The 18,091-nt window shown below is 49.2% G+C and carries 18 protein-coding genes and 3 tRNA genes; 9 read left to right on the top strand and 12 right to left on the bottom strand.

Translation table 11 applies throughout. The annotated features are described in order from the left end of the window. The first annotated feature begins 57 nt into the window (after positions 1–57). On the top strand, positions 58–1,131 hold the full coding sequence (locus QZZ54_RS00575; protein ID WP_290697099.1) for an LbtU family siderophore porin: 1,074 nt from the start codon (positions 58–60) through the stop codon (positions 1,129–1,131). Between the two features lie 96 nt (positions 1,132–1,227). On the opposite strand, the gene gcvA is transcribed toward QZZ54_RS00575, so the two are convergent. Next, positions 1,228–2,121 (bottom strand): transcriptional regulator GcvA, encoded by an 894-nt coding sequence (gcvA, locus tag QZZ54_RS00570; RefSeq protein ID WP_290697096.1) that lies wholly within the window; start codon positions 2,119–2,121, stop codon positions 1,228–1,230. 230 nt (positions 2,122–2,351) lie between these two features. On the opposite strand from gcvA, the gene QZZ54_RS00565 reads away from it, so the two are divergent. Then, positions 2,352–2,552 (top strand): RSP_7527 family protein, encoded by a 201-nt coding sequence (locus QZZ54_RS00565; protein ID WP_290697093.1) that lies wholly within the window; start codon positions 2,352–2,354, stop codon positions 2,550–2,552. 96 nt (positions 2,553–2,648) lie between these two features. Here the strand turns inward: QZZ54_RS00565 and QZZ54_RS00560 are convergent, their stop codons facing one another. After that, positions 2,649–3,044 (bottom strand): ribonucleotide reductase subunit alpha, encoded by a 396-nt coding sequence (locus tag QZZ54_RS00560; RefSeq protein ID WP_290697090.1) that lies wholly within the window; start codon positions 3,042–3,044, stop codon positions 2,649–2,651. A 489-nt stretch (positions 3,045–3,533) separates the two neighbouring features. Here QZZ54_RS00560 and QZZ54_RS00555 point away from each other — a divergent pair, with 489 nt between their 5' ends. Further along, positions 3,534–3,749, top strand: a complete 216-nt coding sequence (locus QZZ54_RS00555; RefSeq protein ID WP_290697088.1) for an RSP_7527 family protein — start codon at positions 3,534–3,536, stop codon at positions 3,747–3,749. A gap of 43 nt (positions 3,750–3,792) precedes the next feature. On the opposite strand, the gene QZZ54_RS00550 is transcribed toward QZZ54_RS00555, so the two are convergent. The 4 genes from QZZ54_RS00550 to znuA form a co-directional block, all read right to left on the bottom strand. Further along, positions 3,793–4,752: a DUF3179 domain-containing protein gene (locus tag QZZ54_RS00550; protein ID WP_290697086.1), complete on the bottom strand. Its 960-nt coding sequence runs from the start codon at positions 4,750–4,752 to the stop codon at positions 3,793–3,795. A 152-nt stretch (positions 4,753–4,904) separates the two neighbouring features. After that, a tRNA-Leu gene (locus tag QZZ54_RS00545) sits at positions 4,905–4,991 on the bottom strand. A gap of 80 nt (positions 4,992–5,071) precedes the next feature. Further along, a tRNA-Leu gene (locus QZZ54_RS00540) sits at positions 5,072–5,158 on the bottom strand. 54 nt (positions 5,159–5,212) lie between these two features. After that, the gene (znuA, locus tag QZZ54_RS00535; RefSeq protein ID WP_290697085.1) at positions 5,213–6,187 is read right to left on the bottom strand and encodes a zinc ABC transporter substrate-binding protein ZnuA; all 975 of its coding nucleotides are present in this window, start codon (positions 6,185–6,187) and stop codon (positions 5,213–5,215) included. An 86-nt stretch (positions 6,188–6,273) separates the two neighbouring features. Here znuA and QZZ54_RS00530 point away from each other — a divergent pair, with 86 nt between their 5' ends. The 5 genes from QZZ54_RS00530 to QZZ54_RS00510 are packed head-to-tail and all read left to right on the top strand — an operon-like array spanning position 6,274 to position 10,813. Next, positions 6,274–6,768 carry a Fur family transcriptional regulator gene (locus QZZ54_RS00530; RefSeq protein ID WP_290697083.1) on the top strand — a complete coding sequence of 165 codons (495 nt, stop codon included), beginning with the start codon at positions 6,274–6,276 and terminating at the stop codon, positions 6,766–6,768. Next, positions 6,765–7,553: a zinc ABC transporter ATP-binding protein ZnuC gene (gene znuC, locus QZZ54_RS00525; RefSeq protein WP_290697081.1), complete on the top strand. Its 789-nt coding sequence runs from the start codon at positions 6,765–6,767 to the stop codon at positions 7,551–7,553. The genes QZZ54_RS00530 and znuC overlap by 4 nt, the downstream gene beginning before the upstream one ends. Next, positions 7,553–8,344, top strand: coding sequence for a zinc ABC transporter permease subunit ZnuB (gene znuB / locus QZZ54_RS00520; protein ID WP_290697078.1), 792 nt, complete (start codon positions 7,553–7,555; stop codon positions 8,342–8,344). Before znuC ends, znuB begins: the two co-directional genes overlap by 1 nt. Continuing rightward, complete coding sequence (locus QZZ54_RS00515; protein ID WP_290697076.1) at positions 8,341–9,672, top strand: MATE family efflux transporter; 1,332 nt, start codon at positions 8,341–8,343, stop codon at positions 9,670–9,672. Before znuB ends, QZZ54_RS00515 begins: the two co-directional genes overlap by 4 nt. A 4-nt stretch (positions 9,673–9,676) precedes the next feature. Then, a complete protein-coding gene (locus tag QZZ54_RS00510) occupies positions 9,677–10,813 on the top strand; it encodes a PQQ-dependent sugar dehydrogenase (RefSeq protein WP_290697074.1) in 1,137 nt (378 codons plus the stop codon). Positions 10,814–10,821: 8 nt separating this feature from the next. Here QZZ54_RS00510 and QZZ54_RS00505 read toward each other — a convergent pair whose 3' ends face one another. From QZZ54_RS00505 to prlC, 3 genes are all read right to left on the bottom strand, one after another. Next, complete coding sequence (locus tag QZZ54_RS00505; RefSeq protein ID WP_290697072.1) at positions 10,822–11,409, bottom strand: DNA-3-methyladenine glycosylase I; 588 nt, start codon at positions 11,407–11,409, stop codon at positions 10,822–10,824. 36 nt (positions 11,410–11,445) lie between these two features. Next, positions 11,446–11,700 (bottom strand): YheV family putative zinc ribbon protein, encoded by a 255-nt coding sequence (locus QZZ54_RS00500; RefSeq protein ID WP_290697069.1) that lies wholly within the window; start codon positions 11,698–11,700, stop codon positions 11,446–11,448. 106 nt (positions 11,701–11,806) lie between these two features. Further along, positions 11,807–13,840, bottom strand: coding sequence for an oligopeptidase A (prlC, locus tag QZZ54_RS00495; RefSeq protein WP_290697067.1), 2,034 nt, complete (start codon positions 13,838–13,840; stop codon positions 11,807–11,809). A 129-nt stretch (positions 13,841–13,969) separates the two neighbouring features. Between prlC and QZZ54_RS00490 the strand changes: the two genes are divergently transcribed. Beyond that, entirely contained in the window at positions 13,970–14,512 is a 543-nt protein-coding gene (locus QZZ54_RS00490) for a gamma carbonic anhydrase family protein (RefSeq protein WP_290697065.1), read from the top strand. Between the two features lie 129 nt (positions 14,513–14,641). Here the strand turns inward: QZZ54_RS00490 and QZZ54_RS00485 are convergent, their stop codons facing one another. From QZZ54_RS00485 to QZZ54_RS00475, 3 genes are all read right to left on the bottom strand, one after another. After that, complete coding sequence (locus tag QZZ54_RS00485; protein ID WP_290697063.1) at positions 14,642–16,282, bottom strand: diguanylate cyclase; 1,641 nt, start codon at positions 16,280–16,282, stop codon at positions 14,642–14,644. Between the two features lie 353 nt (positions 16,283–16,635). Further along, positions 16,636–17,742, bottom strand: a complete 1,107-nt coding sequence (locus QZZ54_RS00480; protein ID WP_290697062.1) for a hypothetical protein — start codon at positions 17,740–17,742, stop codon at positions 16,636–16,638. A 230-nt stretch (positions 17,743–17,972) separates the two neighbouring features. Continuing rightward, positions 17,973–18,048, bottom strand: a tRNA-Thr gene (locus tag QZZ54_RS00475). Positions 18,049–18,091: the final 43 nt, after the last annotated feature.

The following is an 18,091-nucleotide window of genomic DNA, read 5'->3' as shown; positions in this document are numbered from 1 at the left end:
GCTCGCTTCTGTGCCTTTTCGCGGGCGCCACTTACTACCCATAACGAAGGAAACACAATGAAAAACACCCTACTGGCATCCCTAATCACTGCAGCGGTCGCCGCGACACCAACGGTACAGGCGAGTGATCTGCAGTCTGAACTCAGCATGCTGAAACTACGCATTAGCCAGCTCGAGTCCCAGCTGAGCAACACCATGACAGAACAGATCAGTATCAAAAACAACCGCAGCAGGGTAAGCATCAGTGGCAGTGCTGAGTTTCTCGCAACCGCTTCTGAACAAGCTGACGGCAATAACGAAAATGACCTGGATGTTGATTCTGTTGAGCTAACCATCGACGCTATCGTCAATCAGTATATGGCGCTATCAACTACCCTTAAATATGAAGATGAGGGAGAAGATCAGGATCTGTTTGTCGATGAAGCTATTGTAACGATCAGCTCGGCAGAGAGCCCATGGGCACTGGTGGCCGGTCGCACAGCGATACCCTTTGCGGTAATCAACGGCAACGCCTGGTCAGATCCACTGACCGACGATCTCACTGATAACACCGATGACCTGCTGTTTCTAGGCTTTAGTCAGGGTTTTTTCAGTGCCGGAGGTTATCTGTTTAAAGGTCAGAGCGATGAAAGCAAAGTAGATAATCTGGGACTCAATGCTGAGTTGACCTTTGATAACGGCTTTGCGATTGGCGTCGGTTACCTCAACAATATCCGCAATACTGATCCGTATCAGGCTGACAGCCTGACCGGTGATGACAAAGTCAGTGCCTCACGTATCAATCTAAGCTATGTGATAAACGATCTGTCACTCTCTGCGGAATATCTGAAAACAGCGAAATTTGATGAGTTAGCGGGCTCTCCAGAGTTGTCTGCCTGGCACGTCAGTACTGACTACGCCACTGAGCTGATGGGTGCCCCGGGTAACATCTCCCTGGGCTACAGTAAAACAGAGGGTGGCGAACGGCTAACCGATACCGGTGAAAATCTATTTGCCCACTCCCGAGCAACGCTAGGCGCCTCTAGAGAGCTTTATGAAAATGCTGAACTCATTGTCGAATTGGTTAGAGAAGAAGATTATGCCGGCGATAACAATGACACCCTGAATCTGGTTTTATCCACCCGTTTCTAAGCCATCGCTACCCTGTATATCCTATAAGCACCTGTGCTATCGGGGCTTATTACTGAATGGTCACTGCCCGCGCCGCTAAAGGCCGGGCAGTAGAGCCTAGTCTTCCTGCTCTGTCAGCCCCATAACCCCCAACAACCACTCACGGAACACCCGCATACCGTAGGTAATCTGGCGATTTTTAGGATAAACCAGGTAAAACGCTTTACCCGTCAGTAACTCAGCCTCCACTGGGACGACCAACTGACCATACTGTAATTCACGACTAATCAGGGCTTTATCGGATAACGCGATACCCAAACCTTCCAGAGCAGCACCCAGCGCCAGCTGAGTACTGGAGAAGGATAAGCCTTTCTCTCCTCCGGTCATGCTGACCCCTGACTTATGCAGTAACCGCTGCCACTCATTACGACGGCTAGTCACATGAATCAACGGCTGCTTAAGCAGATCAGAGAGTGATTCAATTTGATCTTCTTCCATTTTTCGCGGACTGCAGACCGGAACGACCACTGATCGATGAACCAGGTGAACCTCTACATCATCATCGTCCGGCTGATCGCCAAAATACACAGCCATATCCAGATCACTGTGATCAAAATCGATCTTATTAACTGAGCCCGTACTCAGACGTAGTTCGATATCCGGGTATAGCGCCTGAAAATCTTTGATTTTCGGCATCAGCCAGCGGCTTAGAAACGCCGGAGGTGCTTCAAAGGTCAGCGAACTGGTGTTCGGTGCAGAGATCAAACGCCGGGTCGCCGCATCCAGCTCATCCAGTGCGTGGGAGACAGCCACCAGATACTTTTCACCGGCAACGGTGATCTGAACCTGCCGTTTCTCGCGCTGAAACAACTTTAATCCCAGAAACGCCTCAAGAGACTTAATCTGATGACTAATAGCCGAAGGGGTGACAAACAGCTCTTCTGCTGCCTGGTTAAAGCTACCCAGCCGGGCTGCGGACTCAAAACTGCGCAGGGCATTTAAAGGGGGCAAGCGTCTGATAAGCACCTCATAAGTGAAAATAACTCACAGTTAGCCTGAAAAACTGTCGTTTGTTTTATAAATATTGCGACCTTAGTATAGCCCTCAAATCAGAGGCGATCTAGCTTAAACTCTCCGTTTTAACGGGGATTGGAGACAATCCAATATTAAGTTAACGGATTGAGTCGTAGATTACCCGCCGTAGCAATTACGATATTAGTTAAATATTTCTTGGTGTGAAAATGCAAAATTACGACCTGAAGATTAAATTAGATCAGCACGATAACATCGATACCAACTACTACATTGATCAGGCTCACGCTCTTCGTGCAGAAGCCTTGGCTGAACTTGGCGCATCAATCTCTGCCTGGTTTAAGAACCGGAAAGCAACGATGTTTGCCAAACAAAGTTTTAAAAGCACTCGTACATTCGGGACCGTTTAGGTCAAAACGAGACGTTTTTGGGCCACGAAAGTGGTCCTTTTTTATTCTGCAGAAACAAAAAAAGCCCCAATGGGGCTTTTTTAATATCTCGGTTAATCACTCTTCCATAACGATCGGGTCTTCATTGCGGTCAAAAATCAGATAACGAGACAGATCTTCACCCATAGCCAGACCGTTAGCCATCTTATTCAAGTATGGATCTGCATCTTCAGTCGTTGGTGGCTTGCCATTCTCACCAGCAAGACCGGCAACAATAATGAAGTTCCACTCTTTAGAAATCTTATCCGCTTCAGCAACCAGCTTAGTAAAAGACTCGATCTCTTCAGGCAGTTTGTCTACACACATAACAGGCTCAATGGTGCCGCGCTGCTTTTTACGTTGTTTCTTCGGGTTTGATGAACCACCTTCAGCCTTTGCAAAAAGCATCAGTAAGCGCTGGGGCTCATCCTCTTTAGCTACCATATCCAGCAGATCGGAAAACTTCGAAATCATCTCTTTCACCTCTGTTAATCACTGGGTAACAGAGTACCTACTCTGCACAACCATGGCTTGATATATATCACCTTCGGCTCTGGATCCAAAGATTCATTGGGGGTATAGGCTAGCATCAAAACCGGATTTTGATGCTTAATCCGATTTTTCCACCCCTAAATACGCGCACTGCGAAGGCAAGCGAATCAGCCTATCTACCCTATAAAGCAGGATAATTATTGTTAAGTAACCCGGTGAACTGAAACTAAGGAGTCCTGTACCGACACTAGCACTAGAGCGCCACAGCATTAGACAACAAAAAAGGGTGAATTTAATTCACATTAAGGCTGAAAAACTGTCGTTTGTTGTTTAAACAGAACACCCTTATTATGAATCTCAACTTGATAACGATCTAGCCGAAAGCACTATATATACTGACATCATCTAAACGTTTCAGCATATTTATCAGTATTCAGCGTACGCAGATCGAGCCACTAAGATGGCGATTTAATGAATTATATTGGTGGTAATATGAACAACGAATCTGACATTAAACTTGACGAGTACGGCCTGGTTGACACTGCCTACTATGTGCAGCAGGGTCGTGAAGCTCGCAACGAATATTTTGCTGAGCGACTAACCGCTCTGGCAACCTGGCTGAAAACGCTGAAGTCAAAGCGCCAGCAAAAAAGTTTTAACAGCACTCGTTCATTCGGGACCGCATAGGTCTTAACGAGACTCCTTTGGGCCACTTTTTAGTGGCCTTTTTTTATTCTTTTAACCGATAAACCTCGGTCTTGGGGTGAAACCCATACCAGGCAAACCAAAACAGATTCACTACGGGTAACTCTTCCATCTCTCCCCGAAACACCCGAGCGGTTTGAAGCTCTGCGTTATACTCAATTCGCAGAACCGCCTCGCCTAACCGATCACCCAGCACCCCTTTCAACGCCCCTTTAGCCAGTTCAGAAAAAGGGTATGCCTTAGTCCGACCATTGAGCTCCACCCCGATAACCCGCTCTTTAGGGTGAAAAGCCTGACTCATAAACTCCACTGAAAAATACAAAAGCTTAGAATCCTCATAACCGCTATAAGGATCCCTAGTGTAATCACGGGATGCGCCGGTATTTCGAGACAACACCAGCGTATCAGGGTGATCTTTTAACCAAGCTCCCCAACGGGTATGAACAGACGGCAACTGCGCTAAGACCTTTCCCTTCATCGGACCGGTAATAGCACTATGGTGAAGCTGCGACCAGAGTGAGTCGGTCTGACGATCGTACAGCAGCACATCGCTGTTATAGAGCAACCCCGACACGCCGAAGGTTAGCTCCTGCCCATCCTGCAACGCCTGATAGACAACACCGCTGCCACACAAGGGGCAATAGGTCACAACGACCGGATCGGTAGCAAAACGATCATTGACGATCTCATGCCAGTTAAGAATCGCCAGCGGGTAAGCTTTGGCTATGCCGTTATGATTAACGCCGATAACCCGCTGCTCAGGCTCAAGCCAGCTAACATCGTCCGCCCGGTCAAACACCGGCTGATCAATAGCTGGAATCCCATTTTTCCCCGGCCCGCCAGGGACAATATGACCTTCGTATATCAGACTGCCGGTGAGATCAAAGCCATTTAAAGTACGAGCTGATACAACGGATGAGCAGACAAACAGGCCGATACAGAACAGAACAAGTGGTTCGCCAAATGAACGCAGAGTGGCCACCATAACTTTCTCCAAACGGTAAAAAAACAACGCAGGCTATTTACCGCCGTCAGCGAAAAACAATATGAGAGAGTATAGTCGGAAAAACTGAAATATAGATGAAGAGGGAACTGAAGAAAAGATTATAAATAGAGAGGTTTCTAAAGAAAAAAAGTTGGTGCAGATGGGGAGACTCGAACTCCCACGCCCTTACGAGCACTAGCACCTGAAGCTAGCGTGTCTACCAATTCCACCACATCTGCATATCAACTTGTTACGTTTAGGGGCGCCCCCCTGCTATGAAAATAGCCTGCTCTTTCGTCGCTCAGCCGCCGTTGACGGTTGGTGCAGATGGGGAGACTCGAACTCCCACGCCCTTGCGAGCACTAGCACCTGAAGCTAGCGTGTCTACCAATTCCACCACATCTGCTCCGAAAGAGGAGCGCATTATAAAGACGCCCTTTTCATTTGTGAAGCGAAACAACTACTTTTTTTCTTTTATTTCCCCTGACAGACAGTGACTTAAGCTACCAGCCAGTGCTTGTAAGTAATCAGAGTAACCCCCACTCACCGCTTTTGTTTCCGAAGCCAGGGGATCAAGACGGCCGACCCGAATATTCAAACCACGAATAAGGCTATCCACAACCGGTGCTTTGAATTGAGGCTCAACAAAAATACAGCGAGCTTGCTCACTCTCCAGCGCCGCTCGGATCTCGGTCAATCGTCGCGCACCCGGCTTGCGACCCGGATCTACCGTAAAGTAACCCAGCTGGCGTAACTGATAGTGTTCAACGAAGCCACTGAACGCATCATGAAAAACAAAAAAGCCTACGTCAGCAACGGGTTGTAGTTGTTGCTTTAGCTGCTGGTCGGTATGCGCCAAGCGCTGTTCAAAATCAACATACGCCCGCTCATAAAGCTTCGCATCACTGGGATATAACAGGACCAACCGATCTTTGATTTTATCAGCCGCTGCCAGCGCCCGCTCAGGCGCCATCCAGAAGTGCGGATCACCTTCATGTTCGTGCTCATGCTCATGCTCATGCTCATGCTCATGCTTCCCATCATCATGCTTCTCGTCATGAGAGTGTGCATCCCCATGTTCAGCAGTATCGGCTTCCTGATCACCGGCGTCTTCTAACAATGCCAGAGCAGGGTGTTCCAACTGACTCACGGTCTTGGTTAGAAACAGCTCAAGGTCTTCGCCCCCCCAGATAAACAGGTCGGCATTGTGTATCCGCCGGATAGAAGAGGGCTTTAATGAGTAATGATGCGGTGAACGACCGGGAGGCAAAAGCACCTCTACCCGGGCCAGCTCACCCAACATATCGGCAGCGATTAGCTGAATCGGCTTAATGCTGGTCAGCAGTTTCACCTGACCAGCCTGGGTGGTTTGTGCCGCACTGGCCAAGGTACTCAGCAGTAAAATGGCAGAATATTGAAAGAATCTGGATAGCATCGGAAGAAGTCACTGTTATTCAAAGAAATGCAAAGTTATAATATAACAATTCAAAGTTCAACTAATTAGATTAACCGGTTTTTATTATGGCCCCCAATATCGTCGATAATATCGCTTACCAGCCAGACCACGACCATAGCCGCTGCATTAAGACAGCACTGCAGCAAGCTCAACAGCTATGCAAAACTAACGGTCAGCGGCTGACTAACATTCGGGAATTAGTGCTCAAGCTAATTTGGCAAAGCCATAAACCGCTGGGGGCCTACGATCTGCTTCCAGCTATTGCAGAGGCAGGCTTTAACTCGGCGCCACCTACCGTCTATCGAGCCCTGGACTTCCTACAGGAGCAGGGACTGGTTCACCGCCTGGCCTCACTTAACGCCTTTATCGGCTGCAGTCACCCGGATCATTTCCACCACGGTTACTTCCTGATCTGTCAGAGCTGCGGTACGACGGCTGAGCTTGAATCACCCGAGCTGCAAGCCAGTATTCAAAGCGTTGCCGCCGACGCTGGCTTTTCTGTTGAGCAGGAAAACATCGAAATTCTGGGACGCTGCCCCAATTGTCAGGAGGCTGTATGAGCCCGGCAAACCTGGTGGAAATCACCAATTTGAATATCCATTTTGGCGCAAGCAGAGTTATCGACAATGTTTCCATGGCGCTGAAACAGGGAGAAATCACCACCCTGATCGGCCCCAATGGCGCGGGAAAAACCACCTTGGTCAAAGCGGTTTTAGGGCTGTTATCACCGACTAACGGGGTAATTAAGCGCTCACCAACGTTGCGGATCGGTTATATGCCTCAGAAGCTACAGATCGATGCCACTTTTCCGCTGACCGTCGAACGATTTCTTAAAACCGCCGCCTTTGCCAGTGCCGAAGATCGCCTTCAGGCCTTACAGTCGGTCCGGGCTGAAGCTTTGCTCAAGCAATCCGTTCACAGCCTCTCCGGGGGAGAGATGCAGCGCGTCCTGCTGGCACGGGCACTGCTTCGAAAGCCGGAGTTGCTGGTACTGGATGAACCCGCTCAGGGCGTTGATATTAACGGCCAGATCGAGCTGTATAACCTTATCGCCAGTATCCGCGACCGCTACAACTGCTCGGTACTGATGATCTCCCACGACCTGCATCTGGTCATGGCCGCCACCGATCAGGTGATCTGTCTGAACCGCCATATCTGTTGCTCAGGTCACCCGGAACAGGTCAGTACCGACCCTTCCTACATTGAGCTTTTTGGTGTGCCTGGCGCTGAAAATCTGGCGCTCTATAGTCACCATCATAACCACCAGCATAACGAGCATGGCGATATAGTGCCGTTAGATGACGAACAGGAACATGATCATAGCCACTGCGGAGGCCACCACTGATGGCTGATTTCCTCCTGTTTGCCCTGCTAGGCGGCGTTGGTGTCGCGTTAGTGGCCGGGCCTTTGGGCTCGTTTGTCGTATGGCGTCGCATGGCGTACTTCGGGGATACCCTGGCGCACTCAGCTTTGCTGGGGATCGCGGTAGGCGTGCTCTTCGATATCAACTTCAATCTGGCGGTTGTCAGTTGCTGTGTTATTTTAGCGCTGATTCTGGTTAGCCTGCAGCGACAGAAAATAGTCGCCACTGACACGCTCTTAGGCATCATGGCCCACAGCAGCCTATCGCTGGGCCTGGTCGCCGTCGCCTTGTTAGATGATGTCAGGGTCGACCTGATGGAATACCTGTTCGGTGATCTGCTGGCCATTACCCCAGATGACCTCCTGTGGATCTATGGCGGCGGTGGTATCGTCATGCTGTTGATCTGGCGACTCTGGAATCCACTACTGGCGGTAACTATTAACGAGGAGCTGGCGCAGGTAGAAGGCGTACCGGTCACCCGCATACGTCTGGCGCTGATGCTGTTGATCGGTGTAGTGATTGCGATTGCGATGAAGGTGGTGGGTATACTGCTGATCACCTCTCTGCTGATTATTCCCGCCGCCAGTGCGCGTCGACTAGCCAATTCCCCTGAACAGATGGCGGTCATTGCCAGTCTTCTTGGTGTAGTGGCGGTATTACTGGGGCTCTATGCCTCCTGGAATTTTGATACGCCTGCCGGGCCTTCAGTGGTGGTCGCAGCGCTGGCGCAATTCCTGCTACTTTACTCACTACCGATACGTCGCTCCGCATGATCCAGTATCTTAAGCTCGCCCGAAAGCAAGATCATCGGCAGGTCTGGTCACTCGCCTGGCCGATGATTCTCTCCAATATCACTGTCCCTCTGCTTGGCTTGGTAGATACCGCGGTAATCGGCCACCTACCGGACCCTAAGTATCTGGGCGCAGTTGCCGTCGGGGCGATGATATTCTCGATTCTCTACTGGTCATTTGGCTTCCTGCGCATGGGCACCACCGGGCTGACAGCCCAGGCGCTGGGTAACAACGATTATAATCAGAGCCGATTACTGCTGGCCCAGTCACTGGTTCTGGCAGGTGGCATCGGCCTGATTATTGTGATCTTCCAGTACCCATTAATCGAAACGGCACTGACGCTTGTTGGCGCTGAGTCTGCTGTAACCACCGAAGCCCGCCTCTATTCAAACATCCGAGTCTTTGGTGCCCCTGCGGTGCTCGCCAACTATGCGCTATTAGGTTGGTTTCTCGGCAATCAGAACACCCGTATTCCACTACTGCTGCTACTCGTCACTAATCTGTTGAACATGCTGTTGGACCTGATCGCAGTCTATGGTCTGGGGATGCAAGCGGAAGGCGTCGCTCTGGCAACTGTAATTTCAGAGTATGCCAGCCTGATACTAGGGACAGTTCTAATGCTCCGCATGCTGGCAAAACAAGCCGGCACAACGCCCTGGGAACAACTAAAGTCAGTGAGTGGTTACTATCACCTGATCAATGTTAACCGTTACCTTTTCGTACGCACTCTGGTGCTTTTACTGACCCTGGCATTTTTCACCTCACAAGGTGCGCAGCAGGGCACCACCATTCTCTCGGCCAATGCCGTTCTACTGAATTTCTTTCTGATCATATCCAACGGCTTGGATGGCTTTGCCCATGCAGCCGAAGCACTGAGTGGCAAATTTTATGGTGCCAAAGACAATAAAGGCTTTCACCGGATCATCTCCGCCACACTAAGCTGGTCACTCATAACAGCTTTGCTATTTACCCTGCTTTTCTGGCTCGGTGGTGAGTTTATTATCTCGTTGCTGACCAATATCACCGCCGTCAGACTGGCCGCCGCTGAGTACCTGCCCTGGATTATATTTCTCCCGTTGATTGCGGTATGGAGCTTCCTGACGGATGGTATCTTTGTCGGCACGACACAGGTCAAAGCGATGCAGAATACGATGTTGATATCGGTGTTCGCGGTTTACGCACCGGTTTGGTATCTGTCACTGCCCCTCGGGAATAATGGCCTGTGGTTGGCCTTCTTGAGCTTGTTTGTGGCGCGCGGAGTAACGGGCGGCTATGTTTTCCTTAAGGAATTTAAACAACCACTGGAGTAATGCTATGGGTCACACTAGTTCGCAGCCCAGCACAACTATCAGTACAACGCTCGCTACAATGTTCAGCCTGCTGCTATCGCTCCCCCTCTATGCGCTACCTCTGGAGCAGCTCAAGCTCGCTGAGGGATATAAGGTCTCAGTGGTCGCTAAGGCAAAGAACGCTCGCCAGATAGCGCTGGGGGAGCCAGGAACCCTCTTTGTTGGTAGCCGTAAGGAAGGCAAGGTCTACCGCCTCAGAGATCGGGACGGTGACGGTATCTATGAACAGCAGGAGATTCTGCTGAAGCGGCTCAACATGCCCAGCGGCATCGCTTATCGTGATGGTGATCTCTACGTCGCCGCCGTTAATCAGATTTTACGGGTAGCCGATGCCGGCACCCTTACCCAGTTACCCGTTTCAGCAGAGCTGATCACAGATAATCTGCCTGATATAAAGCACCACGGCTGGAAATATCTAAAATTCGGCCCTGACGGCGACCTTTATTTTAACCTCGGGGCACCCTGTAATAGCTGTCTCAGCCAAGACCATCGCTTTGCCTCAATACTGAAACTCAATCTACAAACGACTCAGCAGACTATCGTCGCTCAGGGGGTGCGTAACTCGGTCGGCTTTGCCTGGCATCCCAGCAGCAACGAACTCTGGTTTACCGATAATGGCCGGGACCATCTGGGAGATGATCAACCCGATGATGAACTCAATCGGCTCAGCGAGTCGGGCCAGCACTTTGGCTACCCCTATGTGCATGCGGGCAACATTCCTGACCCGACACTGTATCAGGGCCAGCCTTTTACAAAGTTCCAACCCCCGGTACTGAAGCTGGGGGCACACGTCGCCCCACTAGGGTTGAGCTTCTACACCGGCGATCAATTTCCAGACGCTAACCAGAACAGCCTGTTTATCGCAGAACACGGCTCATGGAACCGTTCAAGCAAAGTCGGCTATCGGGTTCTACAGGTCGACACGTCCACCACGCCGGTAACATATAAAGTCTTTCTTGAGGGTTGGTTACAGGGGGAAAGTGCCTGGGGCAGGCCGGTGGATATCGTGACCGATCGTGATGGCAGCCTGCTGATATCAGATGATAGAGCAGGGGTTATTTACCGAGTCAGCTACCGGGTAGGCTATCGCAAACCTGAATAGTCAAAGCATTAAAGCTTGAAGCCGTCTCCCAGCTCAAGACAGGGCTGATAACGAATACAGTTCACTTCGTGATCATTCACCATCCCGGTGGCCTGCATGTAAGCGTAGCAGATCGTCGGGCCGACAAATTTCATGCCCGCTTTCTTCAACGCTTTGCTCATCGCCTGAGACTGCGGGGTTTCCGCGGGGACTTCGCTGAGGCTTTTCCAACTGTTCTGAATAGGCTTACCTTCGACGAACTGCCAGATATAGTTGGCAAAACTGCCATGTTTGGCTGCCAGCTCGAGAAACACACTCGCGCCCTTGATGGAGGACTCAACCTTGAGCCGGTTGCGGACAATGCCGGGATCAAGCAGCATCTGTTCCGCTTTATCCTGTGAAAACTCAGCAACCCTGGCCGGGTCAAAACCTTCATACTGGCGAGTGTAACCCTCACGTTTTTGCAGGATAGTACGCCAGCTCAATCCCGCCTGAGCACTCTCTAATATCAAGTACTCAAACAGCTGCTGATCATTTGTCTGGGGCACACCCCAAACCTGATCGTGGTATTGCTGCTCAAGCTCTGTCGCGGTCGCCCAGGCACAACGGTGGCACATAGCAATCTCCAGAAAGCGTTTTTCAGATAGTAAACTTTAATGCTTAGTCGTGGGATTAGTCACAAAATTCAGTGGCTGAGCGGGCTCAAGCTCCACCTTGCCGCCACGGTTTACGCGGGTATCCAACTCACCCTTTGGTTGGTCTGATCCATCCAGCGCCATCGAGTCGGTATAGTCACAACGGACACACTCTTTATACTCACGGCTCTCGTCCCGGTACATTTTCAGGGAATCCATCTGTGCACAACGAGGGCAGACAGCACCGGCAATAAAACGTTTAACAATCGTCATAGGCTTCTCAACTGTTCTCAGCTATCTGATCAAAATAATGGGGTGCAGGGGACGACTCCCCTGACTTAGTATCTGAATTATACCTCAGAAAAACCACTCTACCGGTTTATCCCGTAATGCCTGAGTGACGCAGCAGCGGCTCAACACTGGGCTCACGGCCCCGGAATGCAACAAACAATTCCATCGGCTCTTTAGAGCCCCCCATCTCAAGAATATTTTCCCGGAATGAGTTACCCGTGGCGATATTGAACACGCCTTCCTCTTCAAACCGAGAGAAAGCATCAGCGGATAATACTTCTGCCCACTTATAGCTGTAATAACCGGCCGCATAACCACCGGCAAAAATATGACTAAAGCTGTGCTGAAAGCGATTAAACGCTGGCGGGGTAATAACCGCTACCTGGCTGCGAATCCGCTCCAGCACTTGCTGTACATCGGTTACATCGGCCTGATATTCACGGTGTAGCTCAAAATCAAACAGAGACAGTTCTAATTGGCGCACCATCATCATGCCCGACTGAAAGTTTTTCGCCGCCAGCATCTTTTCTAACATCTCTAAGGGTAGGGTCTCACCGCTCTGGAAATGACCCGAGATCATCTCCAAGGCTTCGGGCTCATAACACCAGTTTTCCAGGAACTGGCTTGGCAGTTCTACCGCATCCCAGGCAACCCCATTAATTCCGCTCACATCGGCATAAGCGATGCGGGTCAACATATGGTGCAAACCATGACCAAATTCGTGGAACAGGGTGGTCACTTCATTATGGGTAAGCAGGGCAGGGTCATCCCCAACCGGCGGGTTAAAGTTGCATACCAGATAGGCCACTGGCAGCTGCAATACGCCGTTATCCATGCGTCGAACCCGGCAATCATCCATCCAGGCCCCGCCGCGCTTTTTCGCCCGGGCAAACGGGTCGAGGAAGAAACGGGCGATCAACTCGCCTTCACGGCTAACATTGAATAAGCGGGCATCGTCATGCCAGCGGTCAAACTCAGTAACCTCTTCAATCTGGATACCAAACAACTTACCGGTAACCTTAAACATACCCTCCAGCACTTTCGACATCGGAAAGTAGGGGCGCAGCTCCTCCTGAGAGATTGCATAACGAACCTGCTTCAGCTTTTCGCTGTAATAAGCGAGATCCCATGATTGCAGTTCAGGCTCACTAAACTCTTCTAAGGCGAAGGCCTGTAACTCCTGATACTCTTTTTGCGCCTGTGGACGACTCTTTTCGCCCAGATCGGAGAGAAAACTCACCACCTGATCGGCAGTTTCAGCCATCTTGGTCGCCAGGCTGTATTCGGCATAGTTATCAAAGCCAAGCAGTTTAGCCAGCTCAGCCCGCAGGGTCAGAATCTCGATCATCACCGCGCTGTTATCCCACTTGCCTTCCCCCGGCCCCTGATCAGACGCCCGAGTAGCAAACGCTTCATACAGCTCACGGCGCAACGCTCGATTGTCTGCATAGGTAATCACAGCAAAGTAGGAGGGGAAATCCAGCGTAATCAGCCAACCTTCTTCACCCTTACCTTCTGCTAACTGTTTCGCCCCCGCCAAAGCACTCGCAGGAAGACCGTCCAGCTCAGCTTCATCGGTAATCAGTTTGCTCCAGCCATCGGTCGCATCCATGACGTTCTCGGAGAACTTAGTCGTCAGCTCTGACAACTTCTGCTGTAGCTCACCATAACGCTGCTTATCGGATTCACCTAAAGCGATACCAGATAAGCGGAAATCCCGCAGGGTATTATCGATAACCTTACGCTGCGCCTCATCCAGCCCCTGATACGCTTCACCATTTGCCAGCGCTTCATAGGCCTCAAACAATCCCTGATTTTGCCCCATCTCCGTCCAGAACTGGGATAGTTTAGGCAGGCAGGCGTTATACGCATCTCGCAGTTCATCGCTGTTGACCACCGAGTTAATGTGAGACACCGGCGACCAGGCTTTCGCCAGGCGGTCCTGGCTCTGTTCCAGAGGTACAACCAGGTTGTTCCAGTCAGGAGAGTCATTGCCATCCAGCACCTGTTCAACCACCGCACGGCTTTCAGCCAGCAGCTGATCAACAGCGGGCTCGACATGTTCAGGCTTAATCTCAGAAAACGGGGGCAGCAGATGGCTTTGCAGCAATGGATTGGACATGGGCTCTCCTGAACAGGGCAGAATTTAAATAACAATATCTACTAAATGGGGTAGTGATTAACTGTTTTCAATCGTACAGCAGGGTTTATTATAGAAACCCCACCGGAACAGCAGAGTGAGAGTAAACATATGACCATCCGCAGCTATCAAAACACCACACCGAAACTAGGCAAGGCGGCCTTTGTCGACCCAAGCGCAGTGGTAATAGGTGATGTAGAACTCGGGGATGATGTTTCTGTCTGGCCACTCACCGTCATCCGGGGTGATATGCACCGCATCCGTATCGGTAACCGCACCAGTGTACAGGATGGTTCGGTACTGCATATCACCCACGCAGGCCCCTTTAACCCGGATGGCTACCCGCTGATTATTGGCGACGACGTCACCATCGGCCACCAGGCGATGCTACACGGCTGCACCATCGGCAATCGAATACTGGTCGGCATGGGCGCAATGGTAATGGACGGCGCGGTGGTAGAAGACGACGTCATCATCGGCGCAGGCAGCCTGGTACCGCCGGGCAAAACCCTGAAAAGCGGCCACCTCTACGTCGGCCGCCCGGTAAAAGAGGTGCGGGCACTGACCGAGAAAGAGATGGAGTTCTTTACTTATACCGCGGGGAATTATGTGAAATTGAAGGATAAGCATATCGCAGAAGAATACGGCGAGTAGCTCGTTGTTCGTTGCTCGACGTAAAACTTCGTTTTACTTGCTCGAAAGAGAGGAGACCGGTTTATTTCTTAAGCTACTAAAGCGATAAAAAATAAATCTGTCCCTTTTTCATCACTTTCACTCAGATTATTAAGCCCAGTCTATACGGGTCTGGCTAAGGGACTCAGAACTGACAATATCTACGTTTTGTTCTTTAATCAGCTTGATAAGACTACGATGATCAATAGGAATTTTCCCGTTTTTTGCCTGAATTCCGATCCAGCGGTTACGGCCACTATTTTTGGCTGCATACAGTGCAGTGTCAGCAAAACTGATATAACGTTCCAGATCATCGAGGCTAATCAGCATAGGAGCACGGAAGCAGAAAAAGCCTATAGAGCAAGTTTTATGGAAAGAGTTATCACTATTCCCTAAAGGGGTTTCTGCCATCTCCTGCAGTAACCTTTCTGCTAATATTTCTGCTGTATCGTAGCCCTGATCTCTTGTAGCGATAAGAAATTCTTCACCACCGTAGCGAATAATATGATCACCATGGCGAGCGCAACCTTGAAGAATCTTGGAAAACTGCTGTAAAACTTTATCGCCAACATCGTGACCGTAGTGATCATTCACTTGTTTGAAGTGGTCCAAATCAAGCATCATCAACTGCCAGATCACCCCCTCCTGATTATTCACGCTCTCATAAAGAACAGTATCCAGATATCGGCGGTTATTAAGTCCGGTAAGTTGATCAGTCATGCTAGCTTGCTGGAAAACATCTTTCTCCTGCACCAGTTTACGTTGATATGAAAGAATTTTGTTTGCCATTAATCTGAAGGTTTTGAACAGGGCACCGATCTCATCGGTACGCTTGCTATCGCTAAACTGTACACTTTGACTATCCTGTCCAAAAGCTTCAGCCTGCTTATTCAGGCGCCCTATAGGGATAAGGATATGGCGACTCAGAAACAGATAAACCATCAGGGTCAGAATTAGGCCCGAGAAAAATGTTAGTAGGGTTACTGCATGTATAGTATCCAATGCCTGTTGGTTCAGCTCTCGAGGTATCTTCAGGGTGACTTGCAGCTTCTGCTCCGAACTATTGAATAGAGGTAAAAGCACCTGACTGACCGCTTCCATATTACTCGGAAAGCTTACTTTAAGACCGACTTCCGAGGATTTAACAGTATTGATACTAATAGGTTGCAGAGTATGTTCACGGAATGTATGAATAAGCTCTTCATTCAGATAGCGACCAAATACCAGTATTCCATTGCTGGGATCGTTCTCTTTTCCTTGAGTAACTTTTGATACGGCAAATATCAGCGGTCCATTCGAGGTCACGGCTAGCCCAGTGGCAGTAACTTCTGGTTGATTAAAAAGCGGATGATTGATCGGCCAGAAATTTGCAGGAAGGAATACAGAAGGCTGTAAGCTAAAACGTTCCAGCTTCCATATAACCTGACCTTGGCTATTAAGGATGAAAGCAAAATCTAGTTCGAGGTCATCGTTTAGTTCAGGATATAGGTTGGAATTAAAATAGTCCTGATTCTGATCTTCAATAAAGGTATAAGTCTGGTCCCAAACACCCCAATCATGGGCCGTAGTTTCAATACGGCGAGCTTCCTGCGCAATAAGATTTTCAACTGAACGTATATCTCTTTGTAGCTGTGTTTTTTCCAGCTCGGCAAACTGTGGCTGAATAAAGCTATGCATTAACAACTCGATGGCCAGAGCTATCAAGATAACCAGGGAGATGAAACTGATCAAAACCTTACTGCGGATCTTCATGGGGAACTCCGATTAGCTCGCTAAGCTACATTCCAATAGTGCGACATGTCGGAGCTTTCTGGAAGATTGTGTAGTACCAATATGAGTACTTGCTTAGGTTAAATTATGGATATCCGATTCCGGGCAATAGTGAAGTTGTTAGAACGCGCTTCGCTAAGGGGAGTGGCTAGACCGCCGCTGCACGGCTAGCTGGTGGTTAGACGGAAACTTCGTTTCCTTGCTAGAAAAAGCAAGAGCTGGACGTCTGCTTTCATGTCAGAGTGGATATTAACGCCAAAGAGAGTACGGCTGCTTACAGCAGCCAAACCAATCACTCTGACCCCATTATTTTTACGCAGTAGTAACATGACAGGTTACTCATCAGCTTTCCTTATGAGCATCTTTGAGAAGTCCAGCACAAAACCTTCCCATGTTCCCCAGTGCATGCAGTATGTGCATAACTCCATAGAAACCTCTTCAGATCCCAGCTCCTGATACACCGGATAGAAAAGAAAGTGTTTAGAGCAACCTGTAGGAATACTGTACAGGTTATACCAGCTATTCTCTTCAGTTAAATACAGTAGGTCCAACCCTTTGCTTGAGCAATCAAGGATGAACTCGAGACGATGAATCTCATATGTTGAATGCTTGGCTACCAATGAAAACTGACTGTTACTCTGTAGACAGGCATTAGAATTAAGCTCTTTATACTCCTCATCCTGACATTGCTCAGACTGATAATATCTACGGTACATCTGAAAGTGTTTCTGAATAGCAGGTCGTGGGTCCTGAGGTAGTAGCGCTACCGATTTTTCTTCAAAATCCCTGCCTTCCAACTGATCTTCGCTATGAGACTGAGGCTGTAGGGATAACAGCAATTGTTTTTCAGATTCTAACGCCTCCTCTCTAAAGCTGATGAAGTCATCGATGGTATCAACACAACCTTTCGTATGAAGAAAGTCTTCAGTTACTGTCTTGAAGCTAACTTGGTTTGTAGCATGATCAAAGTAGATGAAGTACAGGTCAGCTGGGCGTGAAGCATTGACTGTACCTGAGTAATTTCCCCCCAGAATAATACTGAAGGATCCATTAGATTTTCTTAAACAGTAACCTCTGTAAGCCAAGTAGTCATACATCGGAATCACTTTATCAGTACTCAAAAGCCGAGTCTCATCCTCATCACCAACCGAGAAGACTATCTCATCATTCAACCATACAAACGCAAAGTTACCTAGATTAATACTTTCGCCAGCTTTGATTAGGCCATCGTCGTCTTTCTCAATAAAGATCGCTCTTATGGTGACTTGATCGTTAGCAGTTTTAAAAGGGCCAATGAGGTGTAGCGCACCGGATTCGACTACTGTAGTCACAACAGAAGGAGCTGAAACATCTTGAAGAGACTGACAGCCCGTTAGGGTATGAATTAATACTCCCAATGTAACAAACAGCCTAAACACCTGTTTGTTGATCACCTCAGTCATTTCGTTACCTTAATTCTGTTTATGAGTATTAATGAGGCACTATGAACAGCGCAATCTAACTCTGCTGATGTCTAAACACGGTGTTCATAGCTCTACAATACCAGATGCTGTATCGGACTTACGCATTCAGGCACGCATATTCACTCAGGCCAACTCAGTATATATAAAGCTGAAACAGAGTTTCTCCGGTGATGGACAATCAAGAAAATTCGGGGAAGCTTAAGAAGAAATGGTGCCGCCACCAAGAGTCGAACTCGGGACCTACTGATTACAAGTCAGTTGCTCTACCAACTGAGCTATAGCGGCACTGTGACCAGCTACACTTTCTCGTGAACATCAAGCCAGTTAT

It is taken from the genome of Amphritea sp. (genome assembly GCF_016744155.1).
Taxonomy (GTDB): domain Bacteria; phylum Pseudomonadota; class Gammaproteobacteria; order Pseudomonadales; family Balneatricaceae; genus Amphritea.
The sequence above is the reverse complement of the archived record's forward strand: the minus strand, read 5'-3'. Positions and strand labels throughout refer to the sequence as shown.

Bases quoted from the DNA above. Each gene is read 5' to 3' on its own strand.
- QZZ54_RS00575 (WP_290697099.1), top strand. From the start codon at position 58: ATGAAAAACACCCTACTGGCATCCCTAATCACTGCAGCGGTCGCCGCG.
- QZZ54_RS00565 (WP_290697093.1), top strand. From the start codon at position 2,352: ATGCAAAATTACGACCTGAAGATTAAATTAGATCAGCACGATAACATC.
- QZZ54_RS00560 (WP_290697090.1), bottom strand. From the start codon at position 3,044: ATGATTTCGAAGTTTTCCGATCTGCTGGATATGGTAGCTAAAGAGGAT.
- QZZ54_RS00555 (WP_290697088.1), top strand. From the start codon at position 3,534: ATGAATTATATTGGTGGTAATATGAACAACGAATCTGACATTAAACTT.
- QZZ54_RS00550 (WP_290697086.1), bottom strand. From the start codon at position 4,752: ATGGTGGCCACTCTGCGTTCATTTGGCGAACCACTTGTTCTGTTCTGT.
- znuA (WP_290697085.1), bottom strand. From the start codon at position 6,187: ATGCTATCCAGATTCTTTCAATATTCTGCCATTTTACTGCTGAGTACC.
- QZZ54_RS00530 (WP_290697083.1), top strand. From the start codon at position 6,274: ATGGCCCCCAATATCGTCGATAATATCGCTTACCAGCCAGACCACGAC.
- znuC (WP_290697081.1), top strand. From the start codon at position 6,765: ATGAGCCCGGCAAACCTGGTGGAAATCACCAATTTGAATATCCATTTT.
- znuB (WP_290697078.1), top strand. From the start codon at position 7,553: ATGGCTGATTTCCTCCTGTTTGCCCTGCTAGGCGGCGTTGGTGTCGCG.
- QZZ54_RS00515 (WP_290697076.1), top strand. From the start codon at position 8,341: ATGATCCAGTATCTTAAGCTCGCCCGAAAGCAAGATCATCGGCAGGTC.
- QZZ54_RS00510 (WP_290697074.1), top strand. From the start codon at position 9,677: ATGGGTCACACTAGTTCGCAGCCCAGCACAACTATCAGTACAACGCTC.
- QZZ54_RS00505 (WP_290697072.1), bottom strand. From the start codon at position 11,409: ATGTGCCACCGTTGTGCCTGGGCGACCGCGACAGAGCTTGAGCAGCAA.
- QZZ54_RS00500 (WP_290697069.1), bottom strand. From the start codon at position 11,700: ATGACGATTGTTAAACGTTTTATTGCCGGTGCTGTCTGCCCTCGTTGT.
- prlC (WP_290697067.1), bottom strand. From the start codon at position 13,840: ATGTCCAATCCATTGCTGCAAAGCCATCTGCTGCCCCCGTTTTCTGAG.
- QZZ54_RS00490 (WP_290697065.1), top strand. From the start codon at position 13,970: ATGACCATCCGCAGCTATCAAAACACCACACCGAAACTAGGCAAGGCG.
- QZZ54_RS00485 (WP_290697063.1), bottom strand. From the start codon at position 16,282: ATGAAGATCCGCAGTAAGGTTTTGATCAGTTTCATCTCCCTGGTTATC.
- QZZ54_RS00480 (WP_290697062.1), bottom strand. From the start codon at position 17,742: ATGACTGAGGTGATCAACAAACAGGTGTTTAGGCTGTTTGTTACATTG.